General features: G+C 41.6%; 19 protein-coding genes. 11 read left to right on the top strand and 8 right to left on the bottom strand.

Features of this window, described 5'->3' with window-relative positions; all coding sequences use genetic code 11:
• Positions 1-12 precede the first annotated feature (12 nt).
• The 3 genes from FD723_RS25025 to FD723_RS25015 all read right to left on the bottom strand — a co-directional run bounded on the left by FD723_RS25025 (position 13) and on the right by FD723_RS25015 (position 2,438).
• On the bottom strand, positions 13-759 hold the full coding sequence (locus tag FD723_RS25025) for a phycoerythrobilin:ferredoxin oxidoreductase (RefSeq protein WP_179069276.1): 747 nt from the start codon (positions 757-759) through the stop codon (positions 13-15).
• A gap of 171 nt (positions 760-930) precedes the next feature.
• On the bottom strand, positions 931-1,665 hold the full coding sequence (locus FD723_RS25020; protein WP_179067783.1) for a 15,16-dihydrobiliverdin:ferredoxin oxidoreductase: 735 nt from the start codon (positions 1,663-1,665) through the stop codon (positions 931-933).
• 194 nt (positions 1,666-1,859) lie between these two features.
• Entirely contained in the window at positions 1,860-2,438 is a 579-nt protein-coding gene (locus FD723_RS25015) for a phycobiliprotein lyase (protein WP_179067782.1), read from the bottom strand.
• A 116-nt stretch (positions 2,439-2,554) separates the two neighbouring features.
• On the opposite strand from FD723_RS25015, the gene FD723_RS25010 reads away from it, so the two are divergent.
• Positions 2,555-3,379 carry a pentapeptide repeat-containing protein gene (locus FD723_RS25010; protein ID WP_179067781.1) on the top strand — a complete coding sequence of 275 codons (825 nt, stop codon included), beginning with the start codon at positions 2,555-2,557 and terminating at the stop codon, positions 3,377-3,379.
• 67 nt (positions 3,380-3,446) lie between these two features.
• On the opposite strand, the gene FD723_RS25005 is transcribed toward FD723_RS25010, so the two are convergent.
• Both FD723_RS25005 and FD723_RS25000 read right to left on the bottom strand, forming a co-directional pair.
• The gene (locus tag FD723_RS25005; RefSeq protein ID WP_179063521.1) at positions 3,447-3,647 is read right to left on the bottom strand and encodes a hypothetical protein; all 201 of its coding nucleotides are present in this window, start codon (positions 3,645-3,647) and stop codon (positions 3,447-3,449) included.
• 443 nt (positions 3,648-4,090) lie between these two features.
• Positions 4,091-4,753: a HEAT repeat domain-containing protein gene (locus FD723_RS25000; protein ID WP_179067780.1), complete on the bottom strand. Its 663-nt coding sequence runs from the start codon at positions 4,751-4,753 to the stop codon at positions 4,091-4,093.
• A gap of 708 nt (positions 4,754-5,461) precedes the next feature.
• Here FD723_RS25000 and FD723_RS24995 point away from each other — a divergent pair.
• The 7 genes from FD723_RS24995 to FD723_RS24965 all read left to right on the top strand — a co-directional run bounded on the left by FD723_RS24995 (position 5,462) and on the right by FD723_RS24965 (position 11,536).
• On the top strand, positions 5,462-6,220 hold the full coding sequence (locus FD723_RS24995; RefSeq protein WP_179067779.1) for a phycobilisome rod-core linker polypeptide: 759 nt from the start codon (positions 5,462-5,464) through the stop codon (positions 6,218-6,220).
• A gap of 176 nt (positions 6,221-6,396) precedes the next feature.
• Positions 6,397-6,933, top strand: a complete 537-nt coding sequence (locus FD723_RS24990) for a phycobiliprotein lyase (RefSeq protein ID WP_179067778.1) — start codon at positions 6,397-6,399, stop codon at positions 6,931-6,933.
• Positions 6,934-7,025: 92 nt separating this feature from the next.
• Positions 7,026-7,655, top strand: coding sequence for a chromophore lyase CpcT/CpeT (locus FD723_RS24985; RefSeq protein WP_256874919.1), 630 nt, complete (start codon positions 7,026-7,028; stop codon positions 7,653-7,655).
• Positions 7,649-7,987 carry a CpeR family transcriptional regulator gene (locus FD723_RS24980; protein ID WP_179067777.1) on the top strand — a complete coding sequence of 113 codons (339 nt, stop codon included), beginning with the start codon at positions 7,649-7,651 and terminating at the stop codon, positions 7,985-7,987. The genes FD723_RS24985 and FD723_RS24980 overlap by 7 nt, the downstream gene beginning before the upstream one ends.
• Positions 7,988-8,531: 544 nt before the next feature.
• Complete coding sequence (locus tag FD723_RS24975) at positions 8,532-9,533, top strand: phycobilisome rod-core linker polypeptide (protein ID WP_179067776.1); 1,002 nt, start codon at positions 8,532-8,534, stop codon at positions 9,531-9,533.
• Between the two features lie 219 nt (positions 9,534-9,752).
• A complete protein-coding gene (locus FD723_RS24970) occupies positions 9,753-10,667 on the top strand; it encodes a M23 family metallopeptidase (protein ID WP_179067775.1) in 915 nt (304 codons plus the stop codon).
• 317 nt (positions 10,668-10,984) lie between these two features.
• Complete coding sequence (locus FD723_RS24965) at positions 10,985-11,536, top strand: hypothetical protein (RefSeq protein ID WP_179067774.1); 552 nt, start codon at positions 10,985-10,987, stop codon at positions 11,534-11,536.
• A gap of 371 nt (positions 11,537-11,907) precedes the next feature.
• On the opposite strand, the gene FD723_RS24960 is transcribed toward FD723_RS24965, so the two are convergent.
• A complete protein-coding gene (locus FD723_RS24960; protein ID WP_179067773.1) occupies positions 11,908-12,762 on the bottom strand; it encodes a cyanophycinase in 855 nt (284 codons plus the stop codon).
• Positions 12,763-13,048: 286 nt separating this feature from the next.
• Complete coding sequence (locus FD723_RS24955; protein ID WP_179067772.1) at positions 13,049-13,252, bottom strand: hypothetical protein; 204 nt, start codon at positions 13,250-13,252, stop codon at positions 13,049-13,051.
• Positions 13,253-13,568: 316 nt separating this feature from the next.
• On the opposite strand from FD723_RS24955, the gene FD723_RS24950 reads away from it, so the two are divergent.
• Complete coding sequence (locus FD723_RS24950; RefSeq protein WP_179067771.1) at positions 13,569-15,479, top strand: cyanophycin synthetase; 1,911 nt, start codon at positions 13,569-13,571, stop codon at positions 15,477-15,479.
• Positions 15,480-16,079: 600 nt separating this feature from the next.
• Positions 16,080-17,618, top strand: a complete 1,539-nt coding sequence (locus FD723_RS24945) for a cobyrinate a,c-diamide synthase (RefSeq protein ID WP_179067770.1) — start codon at positions 16,080-16,082, stop codon at positions 17,616-17,618.
• A gap of 42 nt (positions 17,619-17,660) precedes the next feature.
• Here FD723_RS24945 and FD723_RS24940 read toward each other — a convergent pair whose 3' ends face one another.
• Positions 17,661-18,128 carry a Crp/Fnr family transcriptional regulator gene (locus tag FD723_RS24940; protein ID WP_179067769.1) on the bottom strand — a complete coding sequence of 156 codons (468 nt, stop codon included), beginning with the start codon at positions 18,126-18,128 and terminating at the stop codon, positions 17,661-17,663.
• Positions 18,129-18,799: 671 nt separating this feature from the next.
• Between FD723_RS24940 and FD723_RS24935 the strand changes: the two genes are divergently transcribed.
• Positions 18,800-19,474, top strand: a complete 675-nt coding sequence (locus tag FD723_RS24935) for a cadmium resistance transporter (protein ID WP_179067768.1) — start codon at positions 18,800-18,802, stop codon at positions 19,472-19,474.
• Positions 19,475-19,638: the final 164 nt, after the last annotated feature.

Below are 19,638 nucleotides of genomic sequence, written 5' to 3'. Positions count from 1 at the left end.
GTACAAGAGCCTCTAATTGATAGCTGTTAATTTCCTTTCTAGGTCAAATAAAAAGCCGTGGATATATTCTTCAGTCCATTCAGCACCGTAGAAGCGTTTAAACATCCCTCTTGCTGGGTCTTTTTCAGCCCGATATCTTAAATATCGCAGTTGGGCTTGCTCAATGGCTGCTAAATTTTGGGAATCTGTTATGGGTTCTGCTTGCTCCACGAAATCTAGATAAGCTTTTAGATAGTCTTTGAAAGCGGCAAAGACCTGAGTTTCGACTACAGTAGTTTTTTGGGGACGAGTCCATAAAAAAGCGGGAGAGAAGAAGGGCTGTGCTTCTTCAGGAAAATCCCCTCCCCAAGATAGATGCTGTTGATGAGCGTGGAAAATGGGCAGAATCGGTTCAGTATATTTTGCCTGATATGCTGAATCATCACGAAATAAGGGCTGCATATCCAAAGCTATGAGATGCCCGCCAGGCAATGTGACCAGATCCGCCCCAAAAAAGGGTAAATCGTAGTTAAGGTGGGGGAAAATTACAAAATTCAGTACTTGCAACGAATTGCCACCCTGTACGTGAGCTGCGCGAATCTGCCGTAATTTTGTAGTTTGAAAAGCATAACTGGTGGTGACAACCTCTTCTTCGTTCTTTCCCTTGCCCACAACAGCACTCTTTGATTCAAACCCAGCGGGGATGGGATAAGGTTGTAAATCCAAGCGCGATCGCATATAGGCGATCGCATAATCAAGAAATGGCTGATACAGTGTCACAGTCGCTTCGCTCCAATTCAAAATTCAAAATGACGCTCTCTACGAGACGCTAAAAGCGAACGCAGACTCGCTCTAAGCGAAGCCATGCCGAAGGCTTTACGCTGCGCTAACAAAATTCAAAATTAAAGAACTTCTGCGTTCTGCCTCTTCTTTCCCAATACCCAACAATAGTCATCTTTTGCCGGCAGCAACCGCTAAAGGAACAGCATCTTCAAATAAGAATTCATGGAGAAAGCGCTCTGCCCATTCATGGCCAAAGTAGCTGCTAAACAAACCAGATGCAGGATCGCGGTCTGCACTATATTGGTCATAGTCTTTTTGGGCTTTGACAATCCGCTGAATATCTTCTGGATCTTGGAGCGGTTGGGCATCTGCTAGCATTTGCCAATACAAGTTTAAATAATCTTGAAAAGCTTCAAAGACTCGCGTTGCCACTGTTTCCGGGTCTGTTTTAGCAAACAATAGGTACTTAGAAAAATACTGGTTGGCATCGTAAAACTTCATTTCTAAGTTTTGCGCCAAATCTGGGTATTTATCGTGGAGAGATTTTAGCGGAACGATATATTTGTTTTGATAATCTTCATCCTGAAACAAAGGCTGAAAATCAAGCACAATCAGGTTTTTAACTTTACCAAAGGATAAAAAATCAATCCCTAACAGAGGTAGATCGTAGTTATGACTGGGATAAACTACGCTGTTAAAAATTTGGGCACTCTCCCCGGCATCAATATAGGTATAGCGAATTTTCCGCAACTCTTGAGATTGGTAACACCAACTGCGGATAGTTGCTGGGTTTCTGCCGCGATCGCTAACTTTGAATTCCAAACCAGGGGGAATAACCCTACTTTGTAAATCAAACCGCTGAAATAGCTCTTTTTCTAAAAATTCCAGGAAAGGCTTATACATGGAGCATGATTTGTTAACCCTTGCATGAAAATAAGTTATGGCAATCATGCACGTCTCATTTATGAGAAACAAAGCAACATTCCTTAATGGGGCATTGGGGATTGAAAAGAGGCAGAGGGGCGGGGGGGGCAAAGGAGAAAACTCTTCTCCCTTGCTCCCTGCTCCCTTGCTTCTTCTCCAGTCCCCACTCCCCCCTAACGCCTAGTATGATTGCGACCGATCATTTGCTCCAAGGCTTCTTGGGAAATACAACGACGTTCAGAACAATAAGTCATCAAGTTGACTCCGTTCATCATTCGTACTGTACTGACCCTGACACGAAAATCATCCGTAACAAACCAACAACGTTCCTGACCTTGATTATTGTCATAGTCAGTATCAATGGTCAGCACTCCATCATCAGCAAACCGATACCGACTCACAACCGGGATGCTCTCAACATAGCCCTGGTTGCGGATCAGTTTTCCAAAACGCCTGGTTTCGTCGGGAACATCAACCAAAATGGCGGCATTATCAGTATTTGGGAGCCTGGTATCCAGATTAGCCTGCCATGAAAAGCTAGCACCGCCTGTTGCTTTCGTAGGGTCTATCCCTTGGGCTATACAAACTTCTTGGACTTTTGGATCATCCTTTTCTAGGACTTTAATAATCAAATTCGATTCCCCTGACTCATCTGCCGCCGAGTCAAAATGATGAACGGAACGTTCCGTAAACCATGTACCCTCACTTTTACGGAAGAATTCGATCATTGCCAAGGGCGGTATTATATGCATCTGTTTTGAAACCTCGTTTTATCAAATTTTGGCGTTATTAAATACTGAGTGATGAGATGAAGTCGCGATTTAGCTAAAGTGTAGAATAACTCCAAAAGTTATATTTTAATCAGCTGATGACAAATAGTGAAATTCAACTTATTACTAGCGTTCGCCCCAGTCCAACTCCAGAAATCTTAACAGCCCTCAAAGCCGGAATCGCTGTGGATTGGGTCGATTTGTACCAATTCAACCTAAGAGAAGTCGATTTACAAAAAGCTAACTTGAGTAAAGCCAAGCTATTAGGAGCCGACCTCAGTGGGTTGGTTTTGAGTCATGCCGATTTGAGTCGGGCAGATTTGCGAGGTGCAAATCTGCGAGGAGCCGATTTAAGTGGGGCTGATTTGCAGGGAGCCTATTTAAACCGTGCCGATCTTCAACAAGCAAATCTCAGTGGCGCAAATTTGGAGGGAGCCAAACTCCAAGTAGCGCGTTATGATTCACAAACGAAATGGCCCCCAGAATATAATTACAAAGCTTCTGGAGCGGTAGGGCCGGGTGCTAATCTCAATGGTGCTTTTCTGAATACAGCTTCTTTAAGAAATGCAGATTTACAAGGTGCTAATCTGCGTGGAGCCTATCTGAGTGGTGCTGACTTGACAGAAGCTAATTTGCAAGATGCCTCTCTGAGTGGGGCTGACCTGACGAAAGCTTATTTGACAGGGGCTTGTTTGCGAAATGCTCGATTGACTGGAGCCGATTTGCGAGATACAGACCTGCGAGCAACTGACCTCAGTGATGCAGAGATGGAGCATCTTCAAAGTATCGCTGGAGCAGATTTTACTCTTGCCCAAGGACTGACAGAAGCAACTAGAGCCATGCTGTCCAGCCGTCCATATTCAGAACTCGACGTTTGGAACGCTTACACCCGCAAAACAACTCGTGAGAGTTTGAGTACTTGAGCAAACTGAGTACCTAGAGAGTGCTGAGTTCCGAGTCCTGAGTCGACTTTTAGGCACTCAGCACTTTTTAGAAAGGCTGCCAGTTTTTTTTCAGGAGCGCTAAAAATGTAGCGTATCCTTCGGAAAAGCCAGGCGGATCGGGTAGAACATATTGTGGAAATTCTTTATACGATCGCCAAGGTTCTGAAGCATTATGCCGCAAATGTAAGGCGCATTCTGAGGAACCTGGTAGTCGCCAAGTCATTTGACCAGTTTGTATATCAGTCACGTCGCTTCGCTCCGAATTCAAAATTCAAAATTCAAAATTAATGATCCCCATAAATAAATTTAGTTGCTCTGTCTCATAAGTCGTTTTCGGTCACAAATGCCTCCTCATCTCGAAAAAGTTGATCTTTTATTCCAGATTTTGGCAGATTAACCGGATATTTTTGTCAAATTTAAGGTAGATTCATATATTTACATTAGACATCTCCAGAAATTAAATATGCGTTATCCAGAATCCTTGTAGAGACGTAGCACTGCTACGTCTCTACATTCATTTTCGGAGATGTCTATTATTCAAATCAAGTTTTATCAAGAAAGGCAAGAGGAAAACTACCCAACGCTTGGGTTAAGGGCTACTGGCAACAATTTTAGGTTTTCGAGACGCGATAAATCGCCGTCTATACAAGTGTTTTGGGATTATCTGATGCCTCCTGCCTCCTGCCCCCTTCAATTTGGCAACAAGTCCTCTAAAGCAGCGCCGACAACTCGGTGATCCTCATCCTGTCGGAGTTGGTTCAGGGCTGCTTTTGCTTCCGGCTCGTCAAATCGTTTGAGGGCATAGCTAACTCGCACGCGCATCCGCCAAGATTCATCATTCACTAACGTTAGTATTTGGGATAATGCCGCAGTATGTTGGCTAGAATTAGCTAATAAGCCGAGTGCATCCACAGAAGATTCTTGAGCGGTAAAATCTTCATCTTTTAAACCTTGAATGCAGATATCAAATAGTTCTTCAGGGCAATCCATTTCAGCGATCGCAGCCAAAATGCTCCGCCGCACTAGCCAGTGGTCATCCTGATAAAATGCTAAAACTAGATGAGAAACTGCGACTCTGCCAAATAACGATAAAGAATTTGCCGCCTCTGCTCGCACGTTGGGGGTATCGTCAAATTTCATAATTTGCATCAAAGCCGCAAAAGATTCTGCTGATTGTTGATTACCCAAACCCCTGGCCACAAAAGAACGCACCAAAAATTCTGAGTCATGAAGTTTACTCGTGAGCAGAGGAACTGCAACTTCTGATTCATAATTATCGAGGGCCGCGATCGCCTTCAGACGATATTGAAAATCTGGGTTCTTCAGTTCAGCTTGGATTTGATGGATTTCCATAGGTGCATTTACTACAGCTATTCTTTACTTTATTTTACAGATGCCACCAAATGGCGATCGCATTCTCAGAAGATTGAACCAAGGGCATTGGGCATTGAAAAGAGGCAGGGTGCGGGGGGCGGAGGGGAAAATTCTTCTCCCTGCTCCCTTGCTTCTCCCCCAGTCCCCAATCAAATACTAAAAAAAGATGAAATTTTTCTAAAGTAAAGTATTATTTAACTTAATAATTTTTAACAAATATAGCTTCATCATCGTATCAGAATATATAAAGTCAAACAATGCAAAAACTAAAAATCATCAAGACTAATAAGGGTTTAAAGTCTTTATGGCTTCCCCTTTGTCAGAATGATATAAAGTTTTTTTTACATTTTCTGAACATCCTTCTCATAAAATTTAGTTGTTAACTGGGAGATAGTTTAAATGGCTTTCAGACCAGCATCACGGTTAGAAATCACTCTGTTTGAAGATACTGATTCTATTGATTGTGGTCGAATTTCTCTATGGAAATGGGAATTGGTAAGACTATTTGAGGTTTGATGAATTCCGCCGTCAGTTGTCATATACGAAGATATTTAACGCATTTTTACAAACTAAAGTTTTACAAAAGCTAGTCAGTAGCAAAAATAACTGACAACTGAAGGGAAATTCCACCTCTCTAAGGGGTAGGATGCTCGGAAATTTAATTAGCGTTTTTCAGGAGATAATTTAATGTCACTTTGGGCAATTGATTCACCTAATGTTGAACTGCGTCCGAACACCAGCGAAAGTGAATTACAAACACTGATTCGGGCAGTTTATAAACAGGTTTTGGGCAATGCTCACTTGTTGGAAAGTGAGCGACTAGCCACAGCAGAATCGCAATTGCGCGATCGCAAAATCAGCGTCCGTGAATTCGTTAACATCGTTGCCAAATCAGAGCTTTATCAATCCCTGTTTTTCAGTTCTTCTTCTCAGTATCGGTTCATTGAACTGAATTTCAAACACTTACTAGGCCGTCCTCCTGCTGATCAGGCAGAAATTTCCGAACACGTCCGCATCTACAATGAACAGGGCTATGATGCTGAGATCGAATCCTATATCGATAGCGAAGAGTATCAGAAGAATTTCGGCGAGAATATTGTTCCTTATGTTCGTAGCACTAGCTCCCAAATCGGAATTAAGAATGTTACCTTTAACCGCACCTTTGCCTTACTGAGAGGAGTAGCTAGCAGCGACAGCGATCGCAAAGCTAAACTGATCAGCGATGTTGGTTCAAATCTACCCACATCCATCAAGGCTCCCGCTGCTGGTTCTAGTGTAAACAGCACCAGCAAACGTTTCCTGATTAAGGCAGTCAAAGGTTCAGCGAATCTCCCTACCCGTCTAGGCAAGCTGGAATATGTAGTTAACTACAATCAGCTATCTGGACAAGTGCAAAACATTCATCGGACAGGCGGCAAAATTATCAGTATCACTGAAGTTGCTTAAATAGAGGACTGGGGACTGGGGACTGGGGGGAGAATAATAACTCGGAACTCAGCACTCAGCACTCAGCACTCCTAAATGCAGTTGTGATCGAGAAAGCTAGTATATAGACTAGGAGAATAACTTTTTAGCCAAGATATCTCTTGAATTTTAAGCTACTTTTTAAGATAACTTTTCTAATGGAAATTACTGAATTCTTTGAACTTTCAATTGGACGATGGCGATCGCAGCGTAGCGGTCATCATTTAGCATTCGCCCATTTTGAAGAAGTGCTGTCTAACATTGACATTGAGTCTCTATCCACCGATGATCCGTCAGTAATAGCAATCTGTCAATTGTATGGCACTGACCCCGCCAGTATCACCCACCCCTTTCGGATGACTTGGGAAGGTGAGTCAGACTGGGATGATAAACCAATCTCTGGTACTACTGTGCTAGTGCCAATTCCCGATATCGAAAATCCTTCTAGAGGCAAACTACTACGAGACAAGGGATACGCCGAAACGATTCCCGCAGTGGCTAAGTATCATTTGAGTGACGATGGTGTTTTTACCCTACTAACAGAGTATGAACTTGCTGCTGCTGAGGAGCGAATTTGGTTTGCTAACCCAAATCTCCGATTTCGGGTAGCGATGATTAAAACCAGTGATGGTAAAGGTGTGACAACAGCTTCCTTTTCTTCAGAGATTCGCTCTTTGTCAAGTTCAACCAGTTAGCAAATATCAGGTTAAAACATAAAAGGATACAAGCTCCTAAATTTATTTATGGAGATTGTAATACGTGAATTTTGAATTTGGAGCGAAGCGACGTGACTATAGCGCCCAGAGAATCTAGCACCAACGCCAGCGATTTGCTCACCTTAGCCTGTTGGATGGCAGGAGATTTTAGCAACTACAAGCAATCTTTTGCAAATTCGCAACTTTACGCCCACATTCACATTTATTTTCGTCCTTTACCTGTTGAATTTTTTTCTGCCATCGGTTTTTATTCGGAACAAGCTTACGATCACGATTTATGGACACCCTATCGCCAGGGAGTACATAAACTAGTTAATTGCGGCGATCGCATTTATATCGAAAATTACAGCTTAAAAGATCCTATACTCTATGCGGGCGCTGCTCGTGAATTAGATATCCTCAAAACCATCACCCCAGAAAGCATCGAACGGCGTTATCACTGTTCAATGGTTTTCCAACGAGAAGGTGAAATGTTTCGAGGTAGTGTAGAACCAGGCAATCAATGTCTGATTAAGCGTAATGGATGCCAGACATATCTAATCAGCGAAGTAGAAGTAACCGAGAATACTTGGCTAAGTCTAGATAAAGGTATGGATATTGAAACCCATCAGCAAATATGGGGATCAACTGCTGGCCCATTGCAATTTGAAAAACGAGAAAGTTTTGCTGATGAATTACCTGCGGTGAGCGCATTATGTTAATTCAGCTTGAATCTGTTAAAACCAAAATGTTACCTCCACAGGCTGAAAAAAAGATGCGCTGCTGGATTCGCAGCCGCCACTTGATTTGTTCGGGTAACTTTTTTATATTCGAGACATTAGAATATACAACGATTGAGAGATTCTCTCAATGTGTTGCTTCTTTAGGAGGAACAACAATATCCGTTGACCCCATTAATAAAATTTGGATGGGCGATCATCGTCAAGTAATTTTATATCAGGCAAAAGCTAGTTTGCATACGCCTCATCATACCTTGAAACAATACTGGATAAAATACGGTGGTTTCTACACTAGATTTGATGAGCGTCCTTGAAAGTCTCTATCCTGTGGAAATTTTTTTGACAACTCCAATTCAAAATTAAATTTTGAATTTTAAATACTCCCCAAGGGGGTTGACGGCTAATTGTTAATGTCTAATTGCTAATTTCTGATCGTGATTAGCTGTTAGTTATTAACAGTTAGCCGTCTAAGTTTGTTAGAAAATGTAACTAAAAAGCTCCCCAAAACTTGATAAATTAATCGTGACTGTAAAGAGAATTAGCAAAGCTTAGTAGTTAGGCTTTAGTAGTTATTGCTAAAACTAAGTGCTGAAAACTAAAAACTAACAACCATTTAGCATTGTTGAGTAAAAGTAAGCAGCCAGATAATAACAGGTTAAAAGCTTAGGTAAAGAAGTTTTTAGACTTTTGATTGTTGAGAGCCAATTGCTATTTTGCGGGTTCTCTAAAGTCTCTTAACCTAAAATATCGGCTACTTTTGACTACTTCTGCGTTCCTTGCGTGTCTCGTAAGAGAAGCGATGCTAGTTCCCATTACCTTTAAAAGTCATTAGTTACTCCTACCTACACGAACCCAAATATGCAGACCTTCATCGACGACAAAACCGGCCGACGCCAATATCAAGCATTTTCCCAAACAGAACCCATCGAACTATGGACTATTGCTTCAGCTGATGACATCGAAATTGTCATCCGGGCAGTTTATCGGCAAGTATTGGGTAATGCCTACATTATGGAAAGTGAGCGGCTTATCGTTCCAGAATCCCAACTCAAGCAAGGTCTAATTGATGTTCGTGAGTTTGTGCGTCAGGTTGCTAAATCAGAGTTGTATCGCTCCAGATTTTTTAATAACGTTTACCGCTACCGTGCGATTGAACTAAACTTTAAACACCTACTGGGCCGCGCTCCTGATGACTACTCCGAGACAACTTATCACAGCAACATTTTAGATGAATCAGGCTTTGAGGCGGATATTGATTCTTATCTTGATAGCGACGAGTATCTAGATGCCTTTGGGGATAATATAGTGCCATATTACCGGGGTTACAAAACCCAAACGGGTAAAAAGATATTGGAATTTACCAATATGCTGCAACTAGTGCGGAGCAATTCTAGCAGTGATAAGAACCTAGTTACGAATAATGAACCCCAACTGGTGCGATCGCTAATTACCAACACTCCTTACGGTAAACTGAAACCCACCGATGTGAGTGCAATACTTGCTGAAATATTCAAGCCAAAGCCAGAAACTACTACTCCAGGCTTTATTGCAACTCCCACAGCAGGCGAACAAAGCTTACGGCAAAAGATTCAAGACCAAGAAAGCCAGATTACAGCTTTGCAACAACAACTAGCAGACTTAAGACCCTTTGCTAGCATCGGGGCAACAAAATTTAGTAGTAGTTGGCAGTCTTCCAGTTCTGTTAGCAGCACAGGCGAATATACATCTTTGCAACAGCAAGCTGACGCCCAAGCAAAACAGATTGCAGCTTTGCAAGAGCAAATTGCTGATTCTCGACGGTCTGCCACAATTGGAGAATCCCGATTGAATAAGTGGCGCAGTCGTGTTTTTAATGGGTAATTTTTCTATTATTTCCTGATATTTTCTGAGTCACCTTGAAACAACAAATAATCAGAAAGTGTCTGAATTAGGGAACTCCAAGAAATAAATTATCCAATATTGTGGAGTGGGCAACATGAGCGTCCAGTCTGTATGGCTCTCTTGTCGCCCATCCCACAAGAGTTAATTGAATATTTTTTTATTTGTCAGTCCCTTATTGTTTTAATAGACTTGCAACTTATGAAAAAAGCTATCGGTTATCGATATCGTACTTATGGACTAATTGGATTAATATCCTTAACCGCTATATTAAGTACAGCTACATCTGCCCTAACACAGTTAGCAGGCGATTCCCCAATTGGGCAAACTCCTATCCCTGCTTCTAACTTAATCTGGCCGACTCAAGGGTTTATTTCTCAAGGCTTCCGCAAATATCAACATGAAGGAATTGATATCGCCGGGTCATCTGGAACTCCTATTGTTGCTGCCGCATCCGGTATAGTTGTCAAAGCCGGTTGGGATAATTGGGGATTGGGAAATGCCATAACCATCAAACATCTCGACGGTAGCACTACTGTTTATGGTCACAATCGCCGTTTGTTGGTGAGCAAAGGTCAACAGGTCATTCAAGGTCAAATTATTGCCGAGATGGGGTCTACAGGCAATAGCACAGCACCTCATTTGCACTTTGAAGTTCATCCAAATGGCCAAATAGCAGTTGACCCCCTTCGTCTGTTGACATCCGTAACTGCAAGTGTTGGTTCTGGTTCTAAAGTTCAGCAAGTAGATAACCCAAATTACCCAGTCTCGACACCCCGAGTAGCAAAGCAAATTTCACCTTCACAGCCAATTCCAAGAGATTTTGTACTTATAAGCAGTGATACTAAGTGCAACGGAACTACCATCATTGAAGGTGAGACTGCCAGCACTCGTGTAAAAGTCTGTGAAGAAAATGGTCAGTTATTTTATATTGGGCAGTTAAAGCAAGATTCAAGCCAGCCGATAAAGATACAAGCTTTGCATATTGGTAAAAGCAGATATCGAGCAAATAATGGTAGTTTTTCTTATTTAATCACTCCTCAAAGAGTGGAAGTTTGGCGAAATGGCAGTCAGATTCGTTCTGACAGTTTTTATACTTTAACAAAATCACCATAAAGTATTGGGCGACTAGCAATACTGCTCGCTTTGTGCATTTTTAACTCGGCATTGGGTTTGGGGAAAAGGTTAAAGGTTTTTTCTTTCCCCTTCCCCTTTTCCCCAAAACCCGACAAGTATTGGGGCGACTAGAAATTGCTACTCGGTGGTGAGTAAGTAAAAGTACTCAATACCAATGTCCTTGGTAAATTCCCGCTACAAAGACAGTATAAATATAGATCAGAATTATCCTGATATCATAACAAAATCAGTGTAGATACTAATTTACAGAGTGTTAGAGAAATCACAACACCAGTTCACTTAGTATCAACAATTTTATGTTGTCTAATTTAGATTTAGTTAGGGAGTTTGTAGGCAACTCTATCCAGAAAAAAGATATTTTATTGGCAAATCCGTCTTTAACAGCACAAACAGTTTATAAAATTAACCATTTGACAGCAAAAGCTGAAGGTATAATTAGCACTGCCCAACTGAATACTACAACATCTGAATTTTTGATTTTATCTAAATCATCTCATTGGGAATTGCTGAATCAGGCTTTAGCAGAATACAATTACATTCTTAAGGGTGACATAGATAGTCATGGCTTCTATTGCTATCAATACTGCCAAGTTCCTCAAGGTTATAGGTTGCAATGTACTAAATCTGTCCTTTTATGGCGAGCTTGGTGGAAATATCGCAAGAATACTTTACAACTAGGAATTTCATCTGATCTTTTAATCCAGACAAGAGATTCATGGTATCCAATCAGAGATTTAAGCATTAGTGATGGACTTCTATATGTCAAAACTTTAGGAAGTGAGATAGAAGTTCATGCAGATGACTTAGTAATTTGGTTAAACAAAATTGAGGCAAATTCTCAAAATTAGTCATTGGTCATTAGAGATACAGTTATAAGGGAGCATCCCAAATGTGTAAAAACATATTTTGTCATTGCGAGCGGAATGAAATGGAGCGTTCGCAATGACAATCTGTTATCTTAGTCAATTTGCAAAATTGGGATGCTCCCAGTTATAAGGAGCTATGCGGAAATTGAGTCTTAGAAATCCCCATCAATTGGTGTTATTTTTTCAAAAATCTGTGCAGCACAGTTAATCGGTTGTAGTGGCGTACAGATGTACACCACTGCTAATGTAATGTATGAAGTAAAATTTTGGGATTTTGTTAACCGAACTGTATTGTTAGCGGCAGCAGCCGCCACGAAGCATAAAACTTGTAGTTTAAATACATCTGTTAAAAGTTAGGTGCTGATTGAAGCAACTGGCACAGAGCTATTTGGCACAGAGCCATTATTTAGGATAGGCTGGCGGGTTTTCAGGTCAAATTTGAAGCCATGTGGCAAAATATGAAGCTTTGCTCCACAAATTGCCAAAGACTCATCCTTCAAAATTTCGCCCATATTGTTATATGTAGCCTCTGATTCATCAACAATCGTCACCGCACCTTCACCAATCACTTCAACTTGATTATCTGTAACTACCATCGCGGTATTTTCGTCAATACCAAATCCTAAGACAGCAGGTTCTAGTATTAAAGCTGAAATTAAGCGTCCCAAGCGTCCGCGCTGAGAAAAATGCTGGTCAATTACTACCCCTGGTAAAAATCCCATACCTGGGCCCATTTCAACAGTTTCAATTCGAGGATGTGTCTGGGAGTCACCTTCTACAATCATTTTATCTGGCATCACAGCAGCGCCCGCGCTTGTACCTGCGACAACTACACCTTCAGAGAAGCGTTTGTGAATTGCCACATCAATTTCGGTATCTTTAAGGATACTGGTAATCCGAGCTTGGTCTCCTCCTGTAAAAAACACACCAGTTGCTTTCTTAATAGCTTCCAAGGCGGTAGATGAAGAGGCATCTTCACGGGTTTCTGTATCAATGATGCGAACAGTTTCGGCTCCCAAGCGCTCAAACACTCTGATATAATTTTCTCCCACTTCTCTTGGTAGTTCTGTTGCCGCTGTCAGAATCACAATGTACGCTTTTGTACCGCCAGCGCGTCGTACAAAGTCTCGCAAAATTACGGAATCTCCTTCTTTATCTTCGGCTCCCCCAATAATTACCAACTGCCGTTTGATATTACTTTCCACCATGATGCCCCCTGAATTTAAGTTAATAAATTTCACTAAACCATGACAATTAAAACTATCAAATCATCCCTTTGGTAGATTACTTGATACAAATAGGATTAACATTTGTGAGCGCAATTAGACCAAAAGATTTATCCTAAAAAGTACCTAAATTTTCATCTACTCAATAAAATCCGCAACGTCAACCGCCTCTAGAAGTATTTTCTAGAGGCGTTATTGGCTATGTGACTAAGAGTAATTGCTATATAACTCTAGCTGGGTGCAATTAGATGATATTTAATGGCAAATGCTAATGAATCCGGCTTCTGTAAAGCAAGTTAGTTAAGAAAAAACGTGCTTGTTCTAGTGGGAGATGCCTGGGTTTACCTTGGTAAACAATTTGATACTCATCCATATCTGCCCCATCTCCATGCCCAGAAATCAGCTTTTGGTGAAAAGCTTCTTCAGCAAGTTCTCGAATTTCATCTCTTAGAGCAGCTTGTGTGCTATTCATACTTTGCTGTCTTTTTGATACCCTACATTTATTTATACACTTGCTTAAGTGAGTGTTGCACCTTTCAAAAGTTATATCTCTGATGATTCTTGAGGATGAATTGACTATTCTTGATTCCTGGCTGAGGAATGGGGATTTAATTATGCCTTGAGATAGTTGAAAATGCTTACTAATAGAGTTAGCTTAGGTTCTGATTAGTTGAATGGCCAAGCCATTACTCTCCAAAATAAATGTCAACTAATCTACAATCAACAATTCTGAGTAATCATAACTCAGCATTTAAATTTTAGGGTGTTAAGCCAAAGGTTCGTAATTAATGGTTCTACAAAAAAGCAGTGAATTAGTCCGCATTAATGCTAGAAGGACGGATGTATTCGATATTTTCAACTTCAAGCATTACATTGGGCCCAACCCCTATTTAGATGTCGGGGCGCTAGTATTTGATTTTGCTCTAATTGATTCTAGAGAGCCTTTGCCCATTGAAGATTATATTGCGAGCATTGGCGATCGCTATCCAAATCTTCGCGATCAAACCTATGAATCTTATGCCCATCTCTTTGCTCATGTTGTCTCCGAAGTCGGCAAGTTAGATATGGATTTACACCTTAACCACTGGAGTGTTAAGCCATATCCACATCTCACCCAAATTAGTGCCCAATCATTACATGAACGCACAACTAGAGAGGTAGTTTATTTTGTTTGGGATTGGTTTGAAGCCATTACCCAAGGCGAAGACTTCACCTTTGATGAGCAGCTGGTGAGGTTGCAAGATAGATTCCGCGCATCTGTCTACGGTGGCCCCACGGTTTACGCCCTATTGCGAACAGCCTACGAGAAAGGGATTCCCGCCTTTTATTTGTGGGAAGAAGGATTGATGCAATACGGCTTGGGAAAAAAACACGTTCGGGGGATAGCAACAACATTTAACTGTGATAGCCATCTAGATTCGGAGTTTACCACCCGTAAAGATGACTGTAAAGCATTTCTAAAAACCTTGGGTTTTCCGGTACCTGAAGGTAATATTGTCTTTTTCGAGAAAGAAGCCCTAGCAACAGCAAGAGAAATTGGCTATCCAGTAGCAGTTAAGCCAGTAGTCGGTCACAAAGGAATTGGCGTCACGGCTGATGTACAAGACTCAAAAGAACTGGTATCTGCTTATAATCGCGCACTGGCAGCGATTCCTGAAAATCAGCAAACCCGAATAATTGTTGAAAAAAGCATCTCAGGATCAGATTTTCGTTTGTTGTGTGTCAATGGTCGATTCGTCGCCGCCACAGAACGCCGTCCCGCATCGGTTGTTGGTGATGGGTATTTAACCCTTGCAGAGTTAATTCGCCAAGAGAACCGCAAACCTGCACGTTTAGACACACCAACTTCGCCGATGAGTAAAATTCAGATTGATGAAGCGATGGAACTCTATCTAGAGGAACAACGCTTATCACTAGAAAGCGTGATTGAGAAAGGACGTACTGTTTACCTGCGTAAAGTCGCCAATCTTTCAGCCGGAGGTATAAGCATTGATGCAACCCCGACAGTTCATGCTGACAATATTATCTTGGCCCAAGATATTGCCCAACATTTCCAGTTAACCTGCCTCGGTATCGATGTGATTACCAAAAGTCTCGCAGAATCTTGGAAGTCTAGTAACTTTGCCATCCTGGAAATCAATGCTGCACCAGGGGTTTTAATGCATCTTAAACCTTCTGTTGGTGAAAGTGTGGATGTCCCTTCTCATATTTTAGAAACCTTTTTTGAGTCGGGTGCAGATGCCAGGATACCAATTATTACCTTTAATAAAATCTCAGTTGAAGACCTGCAAGCGACGATTGACCATATCCTTTTGCAAAATCCCAACTGGACAATAGGCGCTGTTTGTCGTGATGCAGTTTTTGTGAATCGCTCGAAAAAAGTATTAAGCAAAGATTACAACAATAATGTCCAAACTCTGCTGCGTCATCCCAAACTTGATTTGCTGATTGCCGAGTACCCTGAAGACATTCTCGAAGAACAGGGCGTATTTTACCAGAGTAGTAATCTCGTAGTTTTGGATAATCCCACCGAAACTGAGACGATTTTGGTGCGGGATGTTTTTGATAATTCAACTGTGGTAATTAGAAAAGGCAACGGTATTTCTATTCGTCGCAAAGGGTTGATTGAAGATTATACCTTGGGTGAAGATGAACCATTTACGCGGGTTTATTTGAAAGAAACCGGGACGATTTTGTGAGTTAACTAAGGAACAAGAGTTAAATAACATACAATTCATGCCCCTGGTTTACCTCACCCTCAATCCCTCTCCTTGTAAAGGCTAGGGTGTACACACAAGTTTTAGTTGCAAGGGTTTCAAGTCTTCTAGACCCAATAAAATTGTCATTACGAGCGGAGCGAAGTAATCGCATAATCCCTGAGTTTTTGCGATTGCTTCGTGGTTCCTCCTCTCTACGAGACGCTGCGCGAACGCAATGACAGTGTTCCAGCACAATTGAACAGATCAGAACTAAACAATGAAACCCCGCATTAGGCTGAATTTTAAGACTTGTGTGTACACGGTAGCCTTATAAAGGAGAGGGAAGCTAGAGACAGCCGTTTGCTTGCAGCAGTTTTTGCTAAACACAAATTCCTAAGTGAGTCTCGGCTAATCTCTAACCATAAGACAGACTGTTTTCAGCCTAACTCCCCTAATTGGCTGGTTTTCTTGTTTCTTATTGGTATAAGTTTGAGTAAGTCGGTTTGAGAAACTGGTGCATCTGCTTTTGCAAAAAGCGATGATAGACACACAGTTAATAGTCAAAACAGTTGCTGCATCAAAACCTAATTTGTTTCATTTATGGCTTTAGTCATTGCTGGGGAACGTAGTGGGGTGGGTAAGACAACAGTCACGCTCACCCTTTTAGCATCTTTACGCCGTCGCGATCGCTTGGTGCAATCTTTCAAGGTAGGCCCAGACTACATTGATCCGATGTTTCATCAACACGTAACTGGTCGAGCTTGTCGCAATTTAGACCCTGTGCTGACTTCCGAAGCCTACATTCAGCAATGTTTTGCCCGTCATAGTCAACTGAGTGAATATGCCCTCGTGGAAGGGGTGATGGGATTATTTGATGGAGTTTCGTCATTGGTCACTAGTCATTTGTCATTTGTAAAAAACAAAGGACAAATGACAAATGACAAAGGACAAATTACAGACTTTGCGAGTACTGCACATATTGCACGGCTTTTAGATTTGCCTGTGGTGTTGGTGATTGATTGTAGTCGTTTATCTGGTTCTGTGGCTGCGATCGCTCACGGCTATCGATCTTTTGATCCCCGAATTAAAATAGCTGGGGTAGTGTTAAATCGCGTCGGGAGCGATCGCCATCTCTTTCTCCTCAAAGATTCCTTAGAATCCTTACAAATACCCATTCTCGGCGTCCTGCGGCGTCAAGATAACATCACAATTCCCGATCGCCATTTGGGTTTAGTACCCACCGCCGAACTCCCCGAACTCAATGCTTTAATCGATCGCCTCGCCGATTTAGGAGATACTTGCTTTGACTGGCAACGCTTATTACCTTTATTAAAATCAAAACCTCTCCCCTCACATCCCTCATCTCCCTTATCTCCCTTATCCCCAGTTAAAATTGCAGTAGCCCGCGATCGCGCTTTTAATTTTTACTACCAAGACAATCTCGATTTGCTGCAACAGCTTGGCGCAGAACTGGTTTTCTGGAGTCCTTTAGAAGATGCTGACATCCCAAAAGATATCCAGGGAATGTATTTTGGCGGTGGTTTCCCGGAAGTTTTTGCCCAGCAACTAGCAGAAAATACCAGCGCTCGTGATGCAGTAAAAACAGCAATACTTAAAGGAATGCCCACAATTGCCGAATGCGGCGGATTGATGTATTTGTGTGAGCAAATTACCGATTTTGAGGGTAAATCTTGGTCAATGGCGGGAGTTTTACCGACATCTGCTGTGATGGGTGGGCGTTTAACTTTGGGGTATCGTCGGGCAGTAGCTTTGCAAGATAATCTGTTAGTGAATACAGGTACAACTATCTACGGACATGAGTTTCATCGTTCCCATTTAACCTCAACTTCCACTCAACCTCTATTTGCAACTTCTCGCTACGATTGTGACGAAAATATGGGATACGAGGGATGGGGTTTGCCTGCAAATGTTCATGCTTCTTATGTGCATCTGCATTGGGGAGAAAGTGTAGAGATTCCCCAGCAGTTTCTTAAAGAATGTCTGAAAGTAGCATCTTTGAAAGCTGAAATTATCGAAACAGAATTCAGGAGTCAGGAGCCAGAATTCAAAATGAATTCTGTGCAGCTGGTGGATAGCGGCAGCAGTAGCGAGTATTTCCGAGTCGCGTCTGAATTCTGACTTCTGAATTCTTCTTCAAGGGTTCGGAAATGAGTGCCGATTTTACTCTCTGCTAAAAACCCCCGGATTTGTTCGCGGGGGATTCGTTACACTCATGTCGTCATTCAATCTGCGAATCAGACGGGATAACTCACGAATGATATTCACCGCGATTTCGGGAGTTTCTTCGATCGCATCATAAAGTTGCTCTTGTGTCAGTTCTAAAAATTCACAAGGTTCTAAAGTCGTGGCAGTGGCGGATCGAGGTTGAGTATCAAATACTGCCATCTCACCAAAGTATTTTCCCTGTTCCACTTCTGCAAGTTGTTTGTTTCCAATGTGAACTTTAACTCGACCTGACACCACAATATAGAGCGATCGCCCTTCTTCTCCCTGTCGAAAGATGGTGTAATTAGCTGGAAATGACAATTCGTTCATCACTGAAGTGAGCCGCACAATAAAATCATCCCGCAATTCCTTAAAAATCGGGACTCGCCGGACAAATAATAAACGGTCAACACTGGTTAGCATAATTACAAGTTAAAATCCAACATTACTGAACATCTCAAAACTGAAGTCAGAGGGCAATTAGTCATCTTAACCGATGTTAAATGCTAGTTGCCAAGAATATCTCAGCCTTTAGCATTTGATCGGGTTTCTCTTCTATAGGAGCGATCGCAATACGGTTCGGATAAGCATTTTGAACTCAGAATAAGGTTTTGGGAAAAGGGAAAAGGCTAAGGGTTAAAGGTTTTTTATTCCCCTTTCCCCTTTAACCGAACCGTATTGGGAGCGATGTCTACGGCGGTAAACTACGCGCCTAAACTTCTCAGATATTAACTCAGTATTCGGTATGACGAACTGCTACTTTTCCTATGCAGTTTAGCAGGAAGTGTTTTTGTCACTTACAGTACATTTGTCAATCACTTTTATTTATCATTTTAAAAAACAAGAGTATTTGACCTTATTTCCTTGAAAGTCATAATATTGACTCCATGAGCTCCCAAGGTACCTTGCTGAGAAAAAAGTACCAATTTGATTGCAGGCGATTGCCTCTAAAAATTGGGTAATTGGCTGATTAACAACGAATATAGATCAGTTGTCGTTAGGTAAAACAGCCACAAAATTTCCCTAACTGCTCTTATTGGCAGAAGCAGAGAAGGACTAAGACAAACAGCATTGAATTACTGTGAGTGAGAATTATGAGTTGGCTAATTAGTACGTTAATTATTGGGATCTCCGTAGCTTTTGCAACCACCTTTGATGATAATTTATATTTGACGGCTTTCTTCGGAAAAGTCAATCGCAGCTTTCGGCCTAAGCACATAATTATCGGTGAATTTCTGGGATTCACTGCATTAGTGTTTGCTAGTCTGCCTGGTTTCTTCGGCGGTCTGATGATTCCCACTACCTGGGTTGGTTTGCTAGGTTTGCTTCCCGTAGCTATCGGTATCAGTAATCTCATCAATCGAGAAGAAGAGGGAGAGACAGTACAAGCGGTATCAGTTGATTTAACCTCTCCTGCAAAATCTGGACGCCAGAAGAAATCACTATTAGCAACCATCCGCGATCCGCAAACCTACCGCGTTTCCAGTGTCACCATTGCCAATGGAGGAAACAACATTGGAATTTATGTACCGTTGTTTGCCAGTAGCAATCTTCCAAGTTTGGGCGTAATTCTGTGTGTTTGCTATTTCACTGTTGGGGTATGGTGTTTTCTCTCTTACAACCTGACTCGTAATCCTCTCATGGCTCCCGTTTTAACTCGCTATGGTCGAAAAATCTTCCCCTTTGTCTTAATTTACTTGGGACTCTCCATCTTGATTAAAAGTGAAACATATCGACTTTTACCTAGTCTGGCAATGCTTGGGAACTAAGTATGAAGCGATCGCAATTCCTGATGTAAACAAAAAATCAGCGATCGTTTCCCATCCACAAAGATTTATTAATCACTTGAATTTATCAATATGAATAAAAATAATATTTGCTCTTATCAATCAAGTTACCTAAAGTGAGAATAAAGCACATTATCAATGGCTCT

Origin of the sequence: Nostoc sp. C052 (genome assembly GCF_013393905.1) — a bacterium.
Lineage (GTDB): Bacteria > Cyanobacteriota > Cyanobacteriia > Cyanobacteriales > Nostocaceae > Nostoc.
This window is presented reverse-complemented; position numbering and strand designations above follow the sequence as displayed.

What these genes read in the sequence shown, in the direction of transcription:
- FD723_RS25020 (WP_179067783.1), bottom strand. Translation starts at nt 1,665, where the DNA reads ATGTATAAGCCTTTCCTGGAATTTTTAGAAAAAGAGCTATTTCAGCGG.
- FD723_RS25015 (WP_179067782.1), bottom strand. Translation starts at nt 2,438, where the DNA reads ATGCATATAATACCGCCCTTGGCAATGATCGAATTCTTCCGTAAAAGT.
- FD723_RS25010 (WP_179067781.1), top strand. Translation starts at nt 2,555, where the DNA reads ATGACAAATAGTGAAATTCAACTTATTACTAGCGTTCGCCCCAGTCCA.
- FD723_RS25000 (WP_179067780.1), bottom strand. Translation starts at nt 4,753, where the DNA reads ATGGAAATCCATCAAATCCAAGCTGAACTGAAGAACCCAGATTTTCAA.
- FD723_RS24995 (WP_179067779.1), top strand. Translation starts at nt 5,462, where the DNA reads ATGTCACTTTGGGCAATTGATTCACCTAATGTTGAACTGCGTCCGAAC.
- FD723_RS24990 (WP_179067778.1), top strand. Translation starts at nt 6,397, where the DNA reads ATGGAAATTACTGAATTCTTTGAACTTTCAATTGGACGATGGCGATCG.
- FD723_RS24980 (WP_179067777.1), top strand. Translation starts at nt 7,649, where the DNA reads ATGTTAATTCAGCTTGAATCTGTTAAAACCAAAATGTTACCTCCACAG.
- FD723_RS24975 (WP_179067776.1), top strand. Translation starts at nt 8,532, where the DNA reads ATGCAGACCTTCATCGACGACAAAACCGGCCGACGCCAATATCAAGCA.
- FD723_RS24970 (WP_179067775.1), top strand. Translation starts at nt 9,753, where the DNA reads ATGAAAAAAGCTATCGGTTATCGATATCGTACTTATGGACTAATTGGA.
- FD723_RS24965 (WP_179067774.1), top strand. Translation starts at nt 10,985, where the DNA reads ATGTTGTCTAATTTAGATTTAGTTAGGGAGTTTGTAGGCAACTCTATC.
- FD723_RS24960 (WP_179067773.1), bottom strand. Translation starts at nt 12,762, where the DNA reads ATGGTGGAAAGTAATATCAAACGGCAGTTGGTAATTATTGGGGGAGCC.
- FD723_RS24955 (WP_179067772.1), bottom strand. Translation starts at nt 13,252, where the DNA reads ATGAATAGCACACAAGCTGCTCTAAGAGATGAAATTCGAGAACTTGCT.
- FD723_RS24950 (WP_179067771.1), top strand. Translation starts at nt 13,569, where the DNA reads ATGGTTCTACAAAAAAGCAGTGAATTAGTCCGCATTAATGCTAGAAGG.
- FD723_RS24945 (WP_179067770.1), top strand. Translation starts at nt 16,080, where the DNA reads ATGGCTTTAGTCATTGCTGGGGAACGTAGTGGGGTGGGTAAGACAACA.
- FD723_RS24940 (WP_179067769.1), bottom strand. Translation starts at nt 18,128, where the DNA reads ATGCTAACCAGTGTTGACCGTTTATTATTTGTCCGGCGAGTCCCGATT.
- FD723_RS24935 (WP_179067768.1), top strand. Translation starts at nt 18,800, where the DNA reads ATGAGTTGGCTAATTAGTACGTTAATTATTGGGATCTCCGTAGCTTTT.